Source organism: Nocardia jinanensis (assembly GCF_014645735.1).
GTDB classification, from domain to species: domain Bacteria; phylum Actinomycetota; class Actinomycetes; order Mycobacteriales; family Mycobacteriaceae; genus Nocardia; species Nocardia jinanensis.
Genome location: NZ_BMMH01000006.1, coordinates 22556 through 37597 on the forward strand (window position 1 = coordinate 22556; position 15042 = coordinate 37597).

Here is a 15042-nt window from a genome sequence, read left to right on the forward strand (position 1 = left end):
ATGGGCCTACAGGCTGTGAATCTCAGGGTCGGCGACACCGTCGAGCAGGTGGTGGTCGACGAACTGACCCGTACCCAGCTGGTGATGTACGCCGGTGCCTCCGGCGACCTCAACCCGCTGCACAGCGACGAGGTGTACGCGACCCGGGCCGCGGGGTTCCCGTCGGTATTCGGGCACGGCATGCTGACCATGGCCGTATCCGGCAGAGCCGTCACCGACTATGTCGGTGACGGCCGGCTGCGGCGATTCGGTGGGCGGTTCAGCGGTCAGGTGTGGCCGGGCGATACGCTCACCACTCGGCTGGTCGTCGAATCGATCCACGACGAGGGTGGCGAGCCTTTCGTCGCGCTCGCCGTCGTTACGGTCAACCATCACGGTGAGGTGGTGTTCTCCGGCTCCGCCGAAGCCCGGATCGATCCGTAGCGGGTCGCCGATGAACGATCCTCAGTCGACGTAGACATCCAGGAAGCGCCGGAGCATAGGGTTGATCTGCTCCGGCACGGTCAGGTGATCGAAGTGGCCCGCACCGACGGTATGGCCGATCACCACCTGCGACGACAGCTCGACCAGCCGGTCGAGCTCGGCGTAGTTCCCGGTCATATGCGAAAACGTGAACAGCGTCGGCACGGTGACCCGCCGCAACGACGCTTCGCCGTCCCAGTCGGCGAAGCCCTCCATGAGCGAGGCCAATACCCAGGGCGGCACGCTCTGGGCCATCCGCAGGTAGTCCACGCGGAGGCCGGGCGCATCCAACTCCCCCACCTGAGCACCGACCAGCGATTCGAGCGCCGCGTCCGCCTGGTCTCCGCGCAGCGCGGCCCCCAGCGAGGTGATCCGGTCCCGCATCGCCGGGTTGGCCGCGATCGACCGGTTGAACAGCACCAGCCCGCGCACGGCGTCCGGGTGGCCGGCGGCCAGCTCCAGCGCGACGGCTCCGCCCATGCTGCTACCGAGCACGACCGGCCGGTCCAGACCGAGCTGGTCGATCACGGACAGAGCGTCCTCGGCCAGCACTGCCGGGGTGTACGGGCCGGCCGGTTTGCCGCTTCCGCCGTGCCCACGCTGATCGATCGCCACCACGCGGTGGCGTCCGCCGAACTCGGCCACCTGTGGCCCGAAGAAGGTGTGATCGGCCGCGTTCGGGTGCAAGAACAGCAGCGCGGGATCCCCCTCGCCCACCTGAGCGACCACGAGTTCGACGCCGTTGTTGTTCACCTGACCGACCTGAAGTTCGCCCACTGTCCGATTCCTTAATTCGAAAACCAACTATCCAGCTAATATATTATGGCCCGCGAATCTGTTCCGGCAATGCCGGATACCACTCGCCGCAATCGGTGGAAGGGATTAGCCGATGATCCGTTTGGGACTGAATATCGCGGACTATCGGGACGACGGGCCGCGCAACCCGTTCGAGCGACTGGCCCAGCTCGTGCTGGCGGGCGAGGCTGCCGGTTTCGACTCGTTCTTCGCCGGGGACCATCTCATGTCCGATAAAGCCGCACCCGGCGGCCACTGGCTCGAGCTCTACACCACGCTGTCCGCGCTCGCGGCCCGCACCAGCCGCATCCGACTCGGCGCACTGGTCGGCGCCGCACTGTTCCGCAACCCCGCGCTCCTGGCGAAAACGGTCACCAGCCTCGATGTGATCTCCGGCGGTCGCGCCCTCTTCGGTATCGGCTCCGGTAGCCACGCGGCCGAACACCACGCCTATGGATACGACTTCCCGCCGCCCGCCGACCGCGTGGAAATCCTGGAGGAGACGGTCCGGTTGGCGACAGCGATGTTCCGTGGCACACCGACCACCTTCGCCGGCAAATGGGTGCGCGCCCAGGCAGCCGTCAACCTTCCACCACCGATCACCCCGGGCGGGCCGAAAGTACTGATCGGCGGCAACGGGCGGCGCACACTGCGCCTGGTGGCGCAGTACGCCGACGCAGCCAACTTCACCGGCGCCGACGACACCGTTCTCGAACTCGATGCCGTGCTCGACGATCGGTGCGCCGAGGTCGGACGGGACCCGTCCGCGGTGGCCAGGACGGTGTTCCGGCCGGTCATCCTGGCCAGGACCCGGCGGGAGGCCGAAAGGCTGATGTCGCCGTGGCAACGTGACCACCAGCACCAGCTCGGATTCGTCGTCGGTGATGCGGACGAGGTCGGCTACCACCTGCAGCAGTTGTTCGCCCGGGGGATCGACGGCGTGATCGTCCAGCTTCCTCCCGCGCACAACACCCCCGAGCGGATCACCGAACTGGGAGCCCTGCTCTTGCGGGTCCTGGACGAGTAATTCCACGGGGAGGAAGCCACCAGCGCTGAATCGAGCGCGGGCGATCACGGACTACGCAGTGGGCGGCGAGGTCGACAGCCTGCGACGTCGGTGTGTTCCCGTGCACATCGTGAAGATCAGGCCCACGGGCCGTCCGGCACCGAGGGCACAGTGTCGACGAGGTCACCGTATTTGGCGCGCGCGACTTCGAGCCTGCGGCCGAGGAATTCGGTCGGCCACATCGGGTCGTCCGCGTCGTAGCGGGTGAGCAATTGCCGGGCCAGGTTGACTTTGTGCGCCTCGGTGGGCCCGTCGGCCAGACCGAGTGTGAGGCCGTGCATCAGCATATCCACCAGCGGGAGCTGCTCGGTGGCGCCGATACCGCCGTGGACCTGGATAGCGCGCAGCACGATCGACTGGATCACTTTGGGGGTGAGCACCTTCAGCGCGGCGATCTCGGTGCGGGCACCGTTCCAGCCCTGGGTGTCGATCAGCCAGGCGGCGTGCAGCACGGCCAGCCGGAATGGCATCAGCTCGGTGTAGGAGTCGGCGATGAACCCCTGCACGAATTGTTTGTCGGCGAGCGAACTACCTTGCGTGAAGCGGCTTTTGGCGCGCTCGGCCATCATATCGATCGCGCGTTGCGCCACACCGATCGCCCGCATCGCGTGGTGGAGCCGACCACCGGCCAGCCGGGACTGGGCGACTTCGAAGCCGCGGCCCGGCTCCCCCAACATCGCATGCGCGGGCACCCGCACATCCTCGTAGCGCACCAGCGAGTGTCCCGGCTCGTGGCGGTGGGCACCGAAAAGGTGGTGGCTCGCCTCGATCACGACCCCGGGGGTGTCGCGCGGCACGAGGAACGTCGACGCACCTTGGTGGACCCCCACGTTCGGGTCCGTGATCGCCACGACGATGAAGAACGACGCCACGGCCGCGTTCGACGACCAGTACTTGCGCCCATTGATCACCCAGTCCTCGCCGTCGCGCACCGCGCGGGTGGTGAACACGCGCGGATCCGCGCCGCCCTGCGGTTCGGTCATCGAGAAGCAGGAGAAGATCTCCCCGGCCAGTAGCGGGTCGAGGTAGCGTTCTCGCTGCTCTCGGGTGCCGAACCGGGCGAGGATCTCGGCGTTGCCGGTATCGGGTGCCTGGGTGCCGAAAACGATCGGCCCCCAGTCGGTACGGCCGAGAATCTCGTTGAGCAGGGTGAGCGCGACCGCGCCGAAGCCCTGCCCGCCGAGTTCGGGACCCAGGTGCGCCGCCCAGAGTCCCGCGTCGCGGACCCGTTGTTTGAGCGGGTCGACGATCGTGCGCCGCTGCGGGTCGAGCGGCAGATACTCGCATCCGGGGAACAGTACGTCGAGCGGTTCGACCTCCTCCCGGACGAACGCGCGGGCCCAGTCGAGTTTCTTCTCGAATTCGGGATCGGTCGAGAAATCCCAAGCCATGGTTGCTCCCTACGAGATTCCGCCGCCGACCCGCAAGGTCGCGGCGCTGGTGTCACTGGATGCGTCCGAGATCAGGTACAGCGCGGCACCGACGACCACGTCGGCACCGCGACGGGCCGCCGCGAAAGCCCTCTCCCGTCCCGGCCCCCGGCTACCGCCGGTGACCAGCACAACCCGATCGGTCAGGTCGAAAAGATCGGCGGCGTAGCCCATCTCAGCTCCGCCCGGTATGTGATCCGGCCAGTTCGGACGCGGTGCGAAGCAATCGCAGGACCTGCGGCCCGAACCTCTCGGGTTCGGGGTCGACGCGACTGCCGCGCACCAGCGCCGCGTGGGTCTTCTCCAGCACGATGGCAAGCTTCCAATTCGCCAGCACGAGGTAGTACTCGATGTCCTCGGTCGAGCGTCCACTGACCCGCTCGTAGTGCGCGAGTAACTCGCCGCGTCGCGGCATACCCGAGACATCGAGGTAGAAGCCGGTCTTCTTGGGTTCCTCTCCGTCCCAGCCGAGTAGCGCCCAGGCCAGGTCCAGCAGTGGGTCACCGATGGTGGTCATCTCCCAGTCGATGATCGCGGCGAGCTGGGCCGGTGTGTCATGGGAGAACATGACATTGGCGAACTGGTAGTCGCCGTGCATGATCCCCGGCTCATAACGTGCGGGCCGGTGCCGGCGCAGCCAGTCGGCAGCCTCGTCCAAGCCCGGAAGTTCCCGGAAGCGGTAGGCGCCCAGGAACGCGAGCCACCGGTCGACCTGTCGCTCGTGGAAGTTCTCCGGCCGTCCGAAACCTTGCAGCCCGCGGGCTTGCCAATCGACCCGCGACAGTTTCGCGATACCGTCCACCAACTCGAAGGCAAGACCTCGGCGCGCCTGCGGATCGGTGTCGAACGGCGCGGGCCAGTTCTTCGTCGGGCTCCATCCGTCGATCGCCTTCATCAGATAGAACGGCATGCCGAGCGCCTCGCCGGATGCGTCGCCCGCGACCAACTCGGCGTGTGGGACATCGGTGCCCGCGAGCGCGCCGAGCAGCCGAAGTTCCCGCCGCAACCCATCCACCCGCGCCTGATCCGCAGTACTCGGGGGCATCCGCAGAACTGTGCGCACCCCACCACGCGATACCGAGAACAACTCGTTCTGGGAGCCGCCGGTAAGCCTTTCGACCATCGGAAGTTCGCCTGTTCCGGCCACATCCTCGGCATCCAGCCACCTCGCCAGGCGGGCGACATCGAACGGCACGCTCATCGTCCGCCTCCCCGGAATGAAGAGGTGGCGTGATCACGGCTGATCCGGGTCACCGGCAAAGCTCTTCCGCTCACATCGCTCTACCGGCAGACGCGCCGATCCCCGGCCGCGCCGAACCATTACCGTCCAGCGCCGATTGGGCAGCGTCGATCAGTTCGCCGATCTCCCCCATCCGGGACGTGAAACCCGAAGAACCGGTGCCGAACAATTCCGCGCCCCGCGCCACCAGCTCCGCCATCTCCCAGGGCCCCGGCTCGGTGCGCTGGATGATTTCGGCCGGTGTCCAGCCTTCGTAACGCTGGACCACACCGCCGAACACACCGAACACCTGTCCAGTGATGTCCGCGGCCGCGTCACTGCACAGGTACGCCACGAAGGGGCCGACGTTATCGGGATGCTTCAGGTACCACCCCTCCGGTTCCCCCTGACCGTCCGGCGCACCGCCGGCCCCGGTCAACCGGGTCCGAGCGGTCGGGCACACCGCGTTCACGCTGACGCCGTAGCGCGCCATTTCCATGGAGGTCACCTGGGTGATGGCCGCGATACCCGCCTTCGCCGCCGCATAGCTGGTCTGCCCGATCATGCCGAACATTCCCGAGGCGGACGATGTGTTGACGATCCGACCGGCCACCGGCCGGCCCGCCTTGTGTTCCGCGCGCCAATAGGCGCAGGCGTGCCTGGCGGTCCAGAGGTGCCCACGCAAATGCACTCCGATCACCGCGTCGACATCCTCCGGGGACAGGTTGTAGATCATCCGGTCGCGCAGAATGCCGGCGTTGTTCACCAGGATGTCCAGCCGGCCGAACTCGTCGATGGCCTGGCGGATCAGTCCACCGGCCCGATCGAAATCCGTGACACTGTCATAGTTCGCCACCGCGCGCCCACCCGCCGCGACGATCTCGTCGACGACTTGCTGGGCCGGGCGCTGATCGGTGCCGTCACCGTCGCCTGCCGCCCCGAGATCATTGACCACGACCGCGGCGCCGTGACGAGCGAGCGCCAACGCCTCACCACGGCCGATGCCCCGCCCTGCGCCGGTGACGACAGCGACCTTGCCGCTCAGCAGTTCCATGGATTGTCTCCTTGTCGAAAGTCCGGATCAGCTCGGCACAACCACGGGAACGTGGGAGTAGCCGCTGACATTCGCGGCGGTCACCCGCTGACAGCCCGCTTCGTCGACCGTGTAGTGGGGCCAGCGCCGTGCGATCTCCTCGAACGCGATCCGAGTCTCCAATCGGGCCAGTGCCGCGCCGAGGCACGCGTGGATCCCGTGCCCGAACTGCAGGGGGACCGGCTGTTCCCGGGTGACATCGAACCGATCCGCCTCCGGGAACACCCGTTCATCGCGGCAGGCGGACCCGGTCAGCAACAACACCGGAACACCTGCCGGGATGACCGCACCGGCGTATTCCGTTTCCTGAGTCGTGTAGCGACCCACGTACTGCGAGGGAGCCCAGTATCGGATGATCTCTTCGGCGGCCCCGGGAATCACCTCTGGATCATCGATGATCTTCTGCCATTCGCCGGGATTGCGGTGGAACAACACGGCACCGTTGCCGATGGCCTTGGTGACGGTCTCGCTCCCGGCCCCGCCGAGAAGTACTCCGAACGAGGAGATCTCCGCATCGGTGAGCCGGGTGGCGCCACCCTCCGCCTCGTCGCGGTCGATACCGACCTCGACCAGCCGGGTCATCATATCGTCGGCGGGGTGGCGTCGTTTGTCCTGAGCCAGCTCGTGGAAGTACTCGTGCAGGGAGGCGTAGGCCGCGATACCCGCCGGTGGCGGGGTGTGCTCGCCGGGTTCCCGGTGCAGCACCAGATCGAACCAGTGCCGCAGTTGCTCCCGGTCGGCGCGCGGAACGCCGAGCATCCCGGAGATCACCTGGATCGGAAACGGCGCGGAGAATTCGGCGACGATATCGAAGGAACTCCGACCGGCGAGCCGATCCAGCTCTCCGCTGATGATCTCCCGGATCATCGGTTCCAGTCCGGCCACCGCGCGAGGCGTGAAAACCCGGCTGACCAGCTTGCGCTGGCGCGCGTGTTCCGGTTCGTCCATACCGATGATGCTCGACCGGTTGACGAACTCCGGATTGAGCAGATCCCACAGGCGCACACCGTGCGCGCTGCTGAGGGCGGCCGCGTCACGATGCGCGCGCAACACGTCCTCGTAGCGGGACAGCGCGTAGAACCCGTAGCGCTCGTTGAAATACACCGGCGCCTGGTTGCGAAGTTCGCGGTACACCGGATACGGGTCGTCGAAGAACTCTTCCGACAACGGATCGAACTCGATGTTGCCATTGGTCACTGCACTCGACATCCGGCCGACTCCTTACTCGTAACACCTCGTTGCGCCCTCACGACCAGGGCAATACTGCGGCCGGACTCACTGTCCGGCCGTTTCCGGGCCGGCCGTCCGGTCGCGGAAGGGGCCGTGCCGCCCGGGCTCGTGTTCCCGCGGCAGCCCGAGTACCCGGTCGCCGACAATGTTCTTCTGCACCTCGTCGGTGCCGCCGGCGATGGATCGGGCGGGCACGCTCAGGAGCAGATCCGTCCACACCGTGCAGTCCCGGCCGGAGTCGTCCCACGCCGCGATCCGCGCCCCGCCGAGATCGGCGGCGAGCGCGGCGAGCCCCTTGTCCGACCGCGCCGTCGCCAGTTTGCCGATCGACCCTTCCGGTCCCGGCGCGACACCGCGCAGGGCGGCGTCGCGGACGCGCTGCCCGATCAGGCCGACGATCGAATGCTCGATGTAGGTCCGGGCCAGGCGGTCGCGCACGACCGGGTCGTCGTACCGGCCCGCGGCCCTGGCCAGCCGGAATAAGTTCTCGACACCCGCCTGCCGATCGGAGTCGGCGCCCCCACCGAGCGCCACCCGTTCGTTCATCAACGTGGTGATCGCGGTCCGCCATCCGTCGTTGACCTCCCCCACCACGCTGTCCGCCGGGATACGCAGATCGTCGAAGAAGACCTCGTTGAAATGTTCGGCGCCGTTCATCTGCCGCAAGGGTCGAATAGTCAGCCCCGGCCGGCGCATATCGACGACGAACATGGTCAGGCCACGATGTTTCGGTAATTCGGGCGCGGTCCGGGCGAGGAGCAACCCGAAGTCGCTGTAATGCGCCCCCGAACTCCACACCTTCTGCCCGTTGACGACCCAATGGTCGCCGTCGCGCACCGCACTCGTCCGGATGGCGGCGAGATCGGAGCCCGCGCCGGGTTCGGAGAACAACTGGCACCAGATCTGCGCACCGCGCAGCATCGGCTCGATATACCGGCGCTTCTGCTGTTCGGTGCCGTGCGCCAGCACGGTGGGCCCGCACATGCCGAAGGTGATACTGAAGACGAAACCCGTCGGCAGATCGAAAGGCGCGGCCGCCGCCGCGAACGCGATCTCGTGCGCGAGGGTCAGCTCCCGCCCGCCGTAGGCGCGGGGCCAGCGCAGACCGGTCAAACCCGCCTCGAACAGCTCGGCCTGGAATCGTTTCGCCGCGGCGATCGGATCGCGCCCCCGCGCACCGGTGACCTGCTGTTCGGCCACGTCCTGCCGGTCGGTCGACCGTCGCGGCGCATGCGCGTCCAGCCAAGATCCGGCTCGATCACGAAACGCCTCAACACTTTCGACTTCCGGCACGTCCTGCTCCGACATGAAAGAATTATATCATCAATTAATATTCGCGAGGAAGCCGGAAGATCAGCGGGTCAGCAGCAGGCACCCCCCGAGCGGACCGCCACCGGCCGCGGCCACCGCGACCTCGACGCCGGGCACCTGCCGTGCCCCGGCCCGGCGCCTGATCTGCAGACATGCCTCGTGCAACAGCCAGTAGCCGTGCAGCCGGCCGGCCGAAAGCTGGCCGCCGTAGGTATTGAGCGGTAGTCGTCCGCCGAGCCGGATATCGGCACCGCCCTCGACGAACGGTCCGCTTTCGCCGACCGCGCAGAACCCGAGGGCTTCCAGCCAGTCCAGGGTGAGGATGGTGAAGCCGTCGTAGAGTTCGGCGATATCGACGTCGGCCGGCTTCAGATCGGTACGAGACCACATCTGCGCCGCGGCATCCCAGGCCGCGCCGCGCGGATACTCCGCGCCCTGGTCCCAGGAGGGCCGGCCCCGCAGGCCGCAACCGACCGCGGCCAGCCGAACCGGTGGCGCCGCGCAATCGGGCGCGTAATCGGCCGCCGAAACAACGACTGCCACGGACCCGTCGACCGGGACGTCGCAGTCGTACAGGCCGAGCGGTTCGCTGATCGGCCGGGCCCCGAGATAGTCGGCCATCGACATCGGAGTCCGGTAGACGGCCTGCTCGTTGAGGGCGGCATGATGCCTGGCCGTCACGGCGATCCAGCCCAACTGCTCCCGCGTCGTTCCGTAGTCGTGCATATGCCGGCGCGCCATCATGGCCGCCATGTTGACCGCCGAGTATTCGTGGAACGGCAGCATCCACTCGCGCATACCGGTCACCTCGCCGGTCGTTGCCACCGCGCCGCCTTTCATCAGCACGGTCCGGTAGACCAGCACATGCCGGACCAACCCGCTCGCCACCGCCAGTGCGGCATTGACGACCGCGCCCAACTGCGCGCCGGCCGCGTTACCGTCCTCGGCCGCATTACCGGTCACGCCCCAGCCGAGCTCGAGTCCCAGGGCGTCCTGCACCTCCGACCGCGGCGTATCTCCCACGGTGGCGAGCCCATCGATATCGGCCGGCGACAATCCGGCGTCGGCAATCGCCGCTCGCGCTGCCGTGACGGTCATCTCCAGCCCGGACCGGCCGGTGCGGCGGCCGACGGGAGACATCCCGAGTCCGGAGATGATGACCCGCTTCTCGAATCCCTTACTCATGTCCGCCTTCGCGATTGTCCGGCCGGAACACCGGGACGAAAACCTCACCGGCCTGCTCGAACTCGACCTGCACCGGCATGGAGATCTCGATGTCCTCCGGCGCGCAGCCGACCAGATTCGTGGTGAGCCGCAGTCCCCGCTGCTCGACCAATTCGACGAGCGCGACGACATAGGGCACCGCCACGCCGGGCCGCCACGGTTGATGATTGACGGTAAAGGTCAGCACGTGGCCCCGACCGCTCACCGCCACGATCTCGAGCTTCGCCGACCGGCAACGACGGCACACCGGACTCGGCGGATGCAGGTAGTGACCGCAGTCCGCGCAGCGGAGGAACTGCAACACCCCCTTCGCTCCACCGGTCCAGAAATGCCGGTTCAGGTCGGTCAGCAGCGGTGGTATTCGCGTCCCTGTCATTCTCGCCTCACCAGCCCGTGAAATTCGCGGCTCGCCGCTCCCGGAAGCTGGCGATACCTTCGGCCGCGTCCCGGGTGCCTTTGTTTATCTCCACCGCGGCAGCCTCATCGCGCAGCGCGGTCTCCCACGGGGATTCGAACGACCGGTTGAGCAACGATTTGGCGAGACCGATCGCGGTCGTCGGGCCCGCGGCGAGTCGTTGCGCCCAGGCCTGCGCCGTGCTCGCCAGCTCATCCGCCGGCACCACACGGTTGACCAGCCCCAGACGCTCGGCTTCGCGCGCCGAAACCGCGTCGCCGAAGAACACCATCTCCTTGGCCCTTTGCAGACCGACCAGACGGGGCAGCAGCCACAGGCCACCGGAATCCGGGAGGATGCCGCGCCGCACGAACACCTCGATGAAGCGGGCCTCCTCGGCCGCGATCACCAGGTCGCTGGCAAAAGCCAGATGGGCGCCGATGCCCGCGGCCGTGCCGTTGACCGCGGCCAGCACCGGTTTCTCGCAATTGAGCACGGCATCGATCAACCGTTGCGCGCCCCCGCGCAGGCTACGCATGGTCGCGCCGGCCGGCCGGTCCGGCATCCCCTCCGGTGCGTCTCGCACCAGCGGGGGCAGCGGAGTGCGCAAATCGGCGCCCGTACAGAACGCGTCGCCCCCGGCCGTGATGACCACCGCCCGGACCGCGGGTGCGGCATTGGCCTGTGTGAGCAGCTCGATAACACGCGCCCGGTGCCGCGGGCCGATCGCATTGCCCACCGCGGGCCGATTGATCGTGATCCACGAGACCGACCCGGCCATATGATGTCTGATCTCGTCATCGTCCGGTCCCCCGGCCTCGTCTTCCGCCACAACCACTCCTATTGCCCAAAAAACAAATTAGCGAATATCTTAATTATATGACGACGACGCGCTACGACCTCCCGACCCCGGATGAGACGACGGATGCCTACTGGGCGGCCGCACACGAGGGCCGGCTGCTCATCAAGAGCTGCCGCGACTGTGGCCGCACCCACGCCTATCCCCGACCCTTCTGCCCGCACTGCTGGAGCGACGCCGTCGAATGGGTGCCGGCGAGCGGCCGGGCCACTCTCTACACCTTCTCGATCGTCCGGCAGAACGACCTTCCGCCGTTCCGCGACCGGCTGCCCTATATCGCGGCCGTGGTGGATCTCGATGAGGGTCCACGCATGATGACCGATATCGTCGACTGCCCGGTAGCCGATGTGTACATCGGCATGGAGCTGGAATTCACTGTCCGCCAGGCGGAAGACGTCGCGGTCCCGGTGTTCCGGCCGGTATCCGGCCGGGCCGGCTGAGCCGCCGACGCCCACGCCCCGGCCGGACGATCAATCCCGGCCGGCCGCCGCGGCGCTGCCGGCGGCATCACTGCCGGCGGCGCCGGTGACGATGCTGCGCACCTTGTCCCACCGGCCCTCGGCGGCCCGCCGGACCGGAGCGAAGTTACGCCGCAGGGCGTCATCGAGGGAGTCCAGGTCCCAGGGCTCGAAGCGATCGACCTGCCGCACGATCTGCGGATCGGCGTAGAGACTGATCTCGTTGCCGGACACACCGATGACGCGGCCGGTGCACCACGCGGACTCCTGGCCGGCCAGATAGGCGACGACGATCGCCACATCCTCGGCGCGCCGGGGCGTGGCGGCGCGGGACTCGACAACCGCCTTCGGCGTCATCCTGGTGTCGGCCGACGGTGCGATGGCATTCGCTGTGACGCCGTACTTTCCGAGGGTGTTCGCGGCGACGTAGGTCAAACCCACGATGCCCATCTTCGCTGAGGCGTAGTTCGGCTGGCTGGGCATACCGAACAGGCCGGAGGTGGAGGCAAAGTTGATGATCCGGCGGTGGGCGCCCTCCTCGCGCTGAGACCGCCAGTACTCGGCGGCGTGCCGGGTGGTGTTGAAGGTGCCCTTGAGGTGTACGCGGATCACCGCGTCCCATTCGTCCTCGGCCATATTGAACAGCATCCGATCCCGGATGATGCCGGCCGTGTTGACCAGGATGTCGAGCTTGCCGAACCGCTCGACCGCCGTGCCGACCAGTTCCGCCGCCTGCGCGAAGTCCGCGATATCGCTGCCGTCCGCGATCGCCGTGCCGCCCTTGTCGACTATCTCGCGCACCGTCTCCCCCGCCGGGCTGGTATCACCGCCGGATCCGTCGACGGCCACCCCCAGGTCGTTGACCACGACGCTGGCCCCCTCGGCCGCCAGCACCTTCGCGACAGCAGCGCCGATTCCACGGCCCGCACCGGTCACTATCGCGACCCTGCCCTGCAGATCCACCACGTCATCTACCTCTCGTCGAACCGATCTTGCCTGGACATTATTTTAACCAATCAGCTAATTTGTTTCTACAGTGGTACGCGTTGCTCGAGAGACAGAGGTAATAGATGACCAACAGACGAGTGGCCCTCGCCGGCGTCGCGCTGTCCGACTGCGGGCGAGTGCCGGACAAGACTCGGCTGCAGTTGATCCAGCAGGCATCCCGGGACGCGCTGGCCGACGCCGGTCTGCGCCCCGCCGACGTCCAGGGTTTCGGCTCCGTGGGCACCACGCTGCCACCGATCGAGGTCTCCGAGTACCTCGGATTACGTCCCACCTGGTGCGATTCGACCAATGTGGGCGGTGCGGCGTGGGAGGTCATGGCCCAGCATGCCGCGGCCGCCATCGCCCAGGGCGAGATCGACGTCGCGCTACTCGCCTACGGCAGCACCGCTCGCTCGGATGTCCGGCGCAAACGTCGCACCGGCAATATGGCCATCGGCAGCGCCGGGCCGCTGCAGTTCGACGCCCCCTACGGGCACACCCTCATTTCCAAGTACGCGATGGCGGCACGCCGGCATATGCACGAGTTCGGCACCACCATCGAACAGTTGGCCGAGGTCGCCGTATCCGCGCGCCGGTGGGCCGCGCTGAACCCGCTCGCCTTCGCCCGCGATCCGTTGACGATCGACGATGTGCAGTCGGCGCGGATGATGGCCGATCCCTACACCCAGTTGCACTGTTGCCTGCGCACCGACGGCGGCGGTGCGGTGGTGCTGGTCGCCGAGGAACTCGCTCGGGACAGCCACAAGAAGCCGGTCTGGATCCTCGGCTCGTCGCATGCGCTGTCGCATACCACGATGAGCGAGTGGGCGGACTTCACCGAATCCCCGTGCGCCGTCTCGGGGCCGAGTGCCTTCGCGCGTGCGGGGGTGACTCCCGAGGATATCGACGTCTGCCAGATCTACGATTCGTTCACCGGAACAGTGCTGGTCACATTGGAGGGCCTGGGCTTCTGCAAGAAGGGCGAGGGCGGCGAATTCGTCGCCGACGGCCGGCTGCGCCCGGGTGGATCGTTCCCGATCAATACCGACGGCGGTGGACTGTCGTCATGCCATCCGGGGATGCGCGGAATGTTTCTGATGGTCGAGGCCGTGCGCCAGCTCCGTGGTGAATGCGGCCCGCGCCAGGTGCCCGACGCGCGGCTGGCCTGTGTGAACGCGACAGGCGGCTGGTTCAGCTCGGCCGCGACGATGATCCTCGGCACGGACTGACCACCGGGCGTCGCCGGAGCTCATGGTGAGTTCACGACCGAGTATCCCCCGGTTGTGAACTCACCACGTGCTATCCGATGGCGACCGCTCGGGGTTCAGCCCAGCGCGCCGTGCAATACCGACTTCACATCTTCTTCGGGTCCCCGCAGCACCATGAGATCCACGATGGACGAGTCCCAGACCGCCAGGTCTTCCACGATCTTCTCGGTCGGGCCCACCAGCGCGATGGCCTCGACCATCTCGTCGGGGATGAGCGCCGCGGCGGCGTCCGCGCCGTGCTCGGTATAGGTTTTGCTGACCCGTTCGCACAGGTCGGCGTAACCGAGGCGGACGAAGGTGTCGTAATAGTAGTTGCGACCCGGCAGACCCATCTTGGCGATATAGAAAGCCATCGTGGGACGCAGCGGCTCCGCCGCCTCGGTGACCGTCCGCCCGCGGCGGACATCGACGATCGCCGCCACCTCGAAGCCCGGCTTGCCCCCCGTATGGCCGGCACGCCGGAAACCGATCTCCAGCTGTTCGGCGTACCAGGCCGAGGCTTTGGGCGCGAACAGCCCGGTGACCATTCCGTCACCGATCTCGCCACTGAGCGCGATATTCTTCGGGCCTTGGGCGCCGAGCCAGATGGGTACATCCCGGCGCAGCGGATGGAGATAGGACCGCAGGCCGCGGGCGGTCGAGCCGGGCGCGGGCACCTGGTAGTACTCGCCGTCGTAGCCCAGCGGGTCGGACCGGTCGAGGGCCCGGCGCACGATGTCGACATACTCGCGGGTCCGTTTCAGCGGCTTACCGAAGGACTGCCCGTACCAGCCCTCCGCGACCTTCTGCCCGGAGACCCCCACGCCCAGCACAGTGCGCCCAGCGGACAGGTGGTCCAGCGTCATCACGGTCATCGCCGTGGCGGTGGGGGTGCGTGCCGGCATCGCGGTGATCCCGGTGCCCAGCCGGATCCGGCTGGTCTTGGCCGCCATCCAGGCCAGTGGCGTGAAGGCCTCACCGCCGTAGGATTCCGAGGTCCAGGCCGAGTCGATGCCCAGCTCTTCACCCACGTCCGCGACCCAATGCACGATATCCGGGACGCCCGTGCGCCATCGCGAGATCTGGACTCCGTACTTCATCACAGTGCCTTTCCGAAACCGAGCTTTCCTTGTGCGTTGCCGACCTTCCGATTTCCCGGTTCGAAACCGGGCCCCTCGCGGAAGGAGCCGAAGACGGCGTGTACTCGCCGGGCACGCGCGCCGGCGAAGATTTCGTGGTCCGCGTAATGGGTGGTCGGCATGCCCGA

At 67.4% G+C, this 15042-nt stretch carries 16 protein-coding genes and 1 pseudogene; 4 read left to right on the forward strand and 13 right to left on the reverse strand.

What is annotated here, in order from left to right:
- The gene (locus IEY68_RS15585) at nt 1-423 is read left to right on the forward strand and encodes a MaoC/PaaZ C-terminal domain-containing protein (RefSeq protein ID WP_058856775.1); all 423 of its coding nucleotides are present in this window, start codon (nt 1-3) and stop codon (nt 421-423) included.
- 21 nt (nt 424-444) lie between these two features.
- Here IEY68_RS15585 and IEY68_RS15590 read toward each other — a convergent pair whose 3' ends face one another.
- Complete coding sequence (locus tag IEY68_RS15590) at nt 445-1239, reverse strand: alpha/beta fold hydrolase (protein WP_058856774.1); 795 nt, start codon at nt 1237-1239, stop codon at nt 445-447.
- Between the two features lie 112 nt (nt 1240-1351).
- Between IEY68_RS15590 and IEY68_RS15595 the strand changes: the two genes are divergently transcribed.
- Nucleotides 1352-2284, forward strand: coding sequence for an LLM class flavin-dependent oxidoreductase (locus IEY68_RS15595; protein WP_062999300.1), 933 nt, complete (start codon nt 1352-1354; stop codon nt 2282-2284).
- 116 nt (nt 2285-2400) lie between these two features.
- Here the strand turns inward: IEY68_RS15595 and IEY68_RS15600 are convergent, their stop codons facing one another.
- The 9 genes and pseudogenes from IEY68_RS15600 to IEY68_RS15635 all read right to left on the reverse strand — a co-directional run bounded on the left by IEY68_RS15600 (nt 2401) and on the right by IEY68_RS15635 (nt 11056).
- Nucleotides 2401-3714 carry an acyl-CoA dehydrogenase family protein gene (locus IEY68_RS15600; RefSeq protein ID WP_062999302.1) on the reverse strand — a complete coding sequence of 438 codons (1314 nt, stop codon included), beginning with the start codon at nt 3712-3714 and terminating at the stop codon, nt 2401-2403.
- A 75-nt stretch (nt 3715-3789) separates the two neighbouring features.
- Nucleotides 3790-3927 (reverse strand): annotated as a pseudogene (locus tag IEY68_RS15605) (short-chain dehydrogenase); the annotation flags it as partial.
- A 1-nt stretch (nt 3928) separates the two neighbouring features.
- The gene (locus tag IEY68_RS15610; RefSeq protein WP_062999306.1) at nt 3929-4954 is read right to left on the reverse strand and encodes a phosphotransferase family protein; all 1026 of its coding nucleotides are present in this window, start codon (nt 4952-4954) and stop codon (nt 3929-3931) included.
- A gap of 70 nt (nt 4955-5024) precedes the next feature.
- Nucleotides 5025-6026, reverse strand: a complete 1002-nt coding sequence (locus IEY68_RS15615) for an SDR family NAD(P)-dependent oxidoreductase (protein WP_063916371.1) — start codon at nt 6024-6026, stop codon at nt 5025-5027.
- 27 nt (nt 6027-6053) lie between these two features.
- Entirely contained in the window at nt 6054-7274 is a 1221-nt protein-coding gene (locus tag IEY68_RS15620; RefSeq protein WP_062999308.1) for a cytochrome P450, read from the reverse strand.
- 66 nt (nt 7275-7340) lie between these two features.
- The gene (locus tag IEY68_RS15625) at nt 7341-8603 is read right to left on the reverse strand and encodes an acyl-CoA dehydrogenase family protein (RefSeq protein ID WP_063916372.1); all 1263 of its coding nucleotides are present in this window, start codon (nt 8601-8603) and stop codon (nt 7341-7343) included.
- Between the two features lie 45 nt (nt 8604-8648).
- Nucleotides 8649-9791, reverse strand: a complete 1143-nt coding sequence (locus tag IEY68_RS15630; protein ID WP_062999310.1) for a thiolase family protein — start codon at nt 9789-9791, stop codon at nt 8649-8651.
- The gene (locus IEY68_RS36235) at nt 9784-10206 is read right to left on the reverse strand and encodes a Zn-ribbon domain-containing OB-fold protein (protein WP_062999312.1); all 423 of its coding nucleotides are present in this window, start codon (nt 10204-10206) and stop codon (nt 9784-9786) included. Before IEY68_RS36235 ends, IEY68_RS15630 begins: the two co-directional genes overlap by 8 nt.
- 7 nt (nt 10207-10213) lie before the next feature.
- A complete protein-coding gene (locus tag IEY68_RS15635; protein ID WP_229718812.1) occupies nt 10214-11056 on the reverse strand; it encodes an enoyl-CoA hydratase/isomerase family protein in 843 nt (280 codons plus the stop codon).
- Between the two features lie 47 nt (nt 11057-11103).
- Here IEY68_RS15635 and IEY68_RS15640 point away from each other — a divergent pair, with 47 nt between their 5' ends.
- Nucleotides 11104-11523, forward strand: coding sequence for a Zn-ribbon domain-containing OB-fold protein (locus IEY68_RS15640; RefSeq protein WP_062999314.1), 420 nt, complete (start codon nt 11104-11106; stop codon nt 11521-11523).
- A 30-nt stretch (nt 11524-11553) separates the two neighbouring features.
- Here the strand turns inward: IEY68_RS15640 and IEY68_RS15645 are convergent, their stop codons facing one another.
- On the reverse strand, nt 11554-12507 hold the full coding sequence (locus tag IEY68_RS15645) for an SDR family NAD(P)-dependent oxidoreductase (protein WP_063916373.1): 954 nt from the start codon (nt 12505-12507) through the stop codon (nt 11554-11556).
- Between the two features lie 104 nt (nt 12508-12611).
- On the opposite strand from IEY68_RS15645, the gene IEY68_RS15650 reads away from it, so the two are divergent.
- On the forward strand, nt 12612-13757 hold the full coding sequence (locus IEY68_RS15650; protein ID WP_062999316.1) for an acetyl-CoA acetyltransferase: 1146 nt from the start codon (nt 12612-12614) through the stop codon (nt 13755-13757).
- 95 nt (nt 13758-13852) lie between these two features.
- Here IEY68_RS15650 and IEY68_RS15655 read toward each other — a convergent pair whose 3' ends face one another.
- Together IEY68_RS15655 and IEY68_RS15660 are read right to left on the reverse strand one after the other, a co-directional pair.
- Nucleotides 13853-14875, reverse strand: a complete 1023-nt coding sequence (locus IEY68_RS15655; RefSeq protein ID WP_062999318.1) for an LLM class flavin-dependent oxidoreductase — start codon at nt 14873-14875, stop codon at nt 13853-13855.
- Nucleotides 14875-15036, reverse strand: a complete 162-nt coding sequence (locus IEY68_RS15660; RefSeq protein ID WP_189094323.1) for a hypothetical protein — start codon at nt 15034-15036, stop codon at nt 14875-14877. The genes IEY68_RS15655 and IEY68_RS15660 overlap by 1 nt, the downstream gene beginning before the upstream one ends.
- Nucleotides 15037-15042 lie beyond the last annotated feature (6 nt).

Excerpts from the sequence above, each read along its gene's own strand:
- IEY68_RS15585 (WP_058856775.1), top strand. The coding sequence starts at position 1 with ATGGGCCTACAGGCTGTGAATCTCAGGGTCGGCGACACCGTCGAGCAG.
- IEY68_RS15595 (WP_062999300.1), top strand. The coding sequence starts at position 1,352 with ATGATCCGTTTGGGACTGAATATCGCGGACTATCGGGACGACGGGCCG.
- IEY68_RS15600 (WP_062999302.1), bottom strand. The coding sequence starts at position 3,714 with ATGGCTTGGGATTTCTCGACCGATCCCGAATTCGAGAAGAAACTCGAC.
- IEY68_RS15610 (WP_062999306.1), bottom strand. The coding sequence starts at position 4,954 with ATGAGCGTGCCGTTCGATGTCGCCCGCCTGGCGAGGTGGCTGGATGCC.
- IEY68_RS15615 (WP_063916371.1), bottom strand. The coding sequence starts at position 6,026 with ATGGAACTGCTGAGCGGCAAGGTCGCTGTCGTCACCGGCGCAGGGCGG.
- IEY68_RS15620 (WP_062999308.1), bottom strand. The coding sequence starts at position 7,274 with ATGTCGAGTGCAGTGACCAATGGCAACATCGAGTTCGATCCGTTGTCG.
- IEY68_RS15625 (WP_063916372.1), bottom strand. The coding sequence starts at position 8,603 with ATGTCGGAGCAGGACGTGCCGGAAGTCGAAAGTGTTGAGGCGTTTCGT.
- IEY68_RS15630 (WP_062999310.1), bottom strand. The coding sequence starts at position 9,791 with ATGAGTAAGGGATTCGAGAAGCGGGTCATCATCTCCGGACTCGGGATG.
- IEY68_RS36235 (WP_062999312.1), bottom strand. The coding sequence starts at position 10,206 with ATGACAGGGACGCGAATACCACCGCTGCTGACCGACCTGAACCGGCAT.
- IEY68_RS15640 (WP_062999314.1), top strand. The coding sequence starts at position 11,104 with ATGACGACGACGCGCTACGACCTCCCGACCCCGGATGAGACGACGGAT.
- IEY68_RS15650 (WP_062999316.1), top strand. The coding sequence starts at position 12,612 with ATGACCAACAGACGAGTGGCCCTCGCCGGCGTCGCGCTGTCCGACTGC.
- IEY68_RS15655 (WP_062999318.1), bottom strand. The coding sequence starts at position 14,875 with ATGAAGTACGGAGTCCAGATCTCGCGATGGCGCACGGGCGTCCCGGAT.
- IEY68_RS15660 (WP_189094323.1), bottom strand. The coding sequence starts at position 15,036 with ATGCCGACCACCCATTACGCGGACCACGAAATCTTCGCCGGCGCGCGT.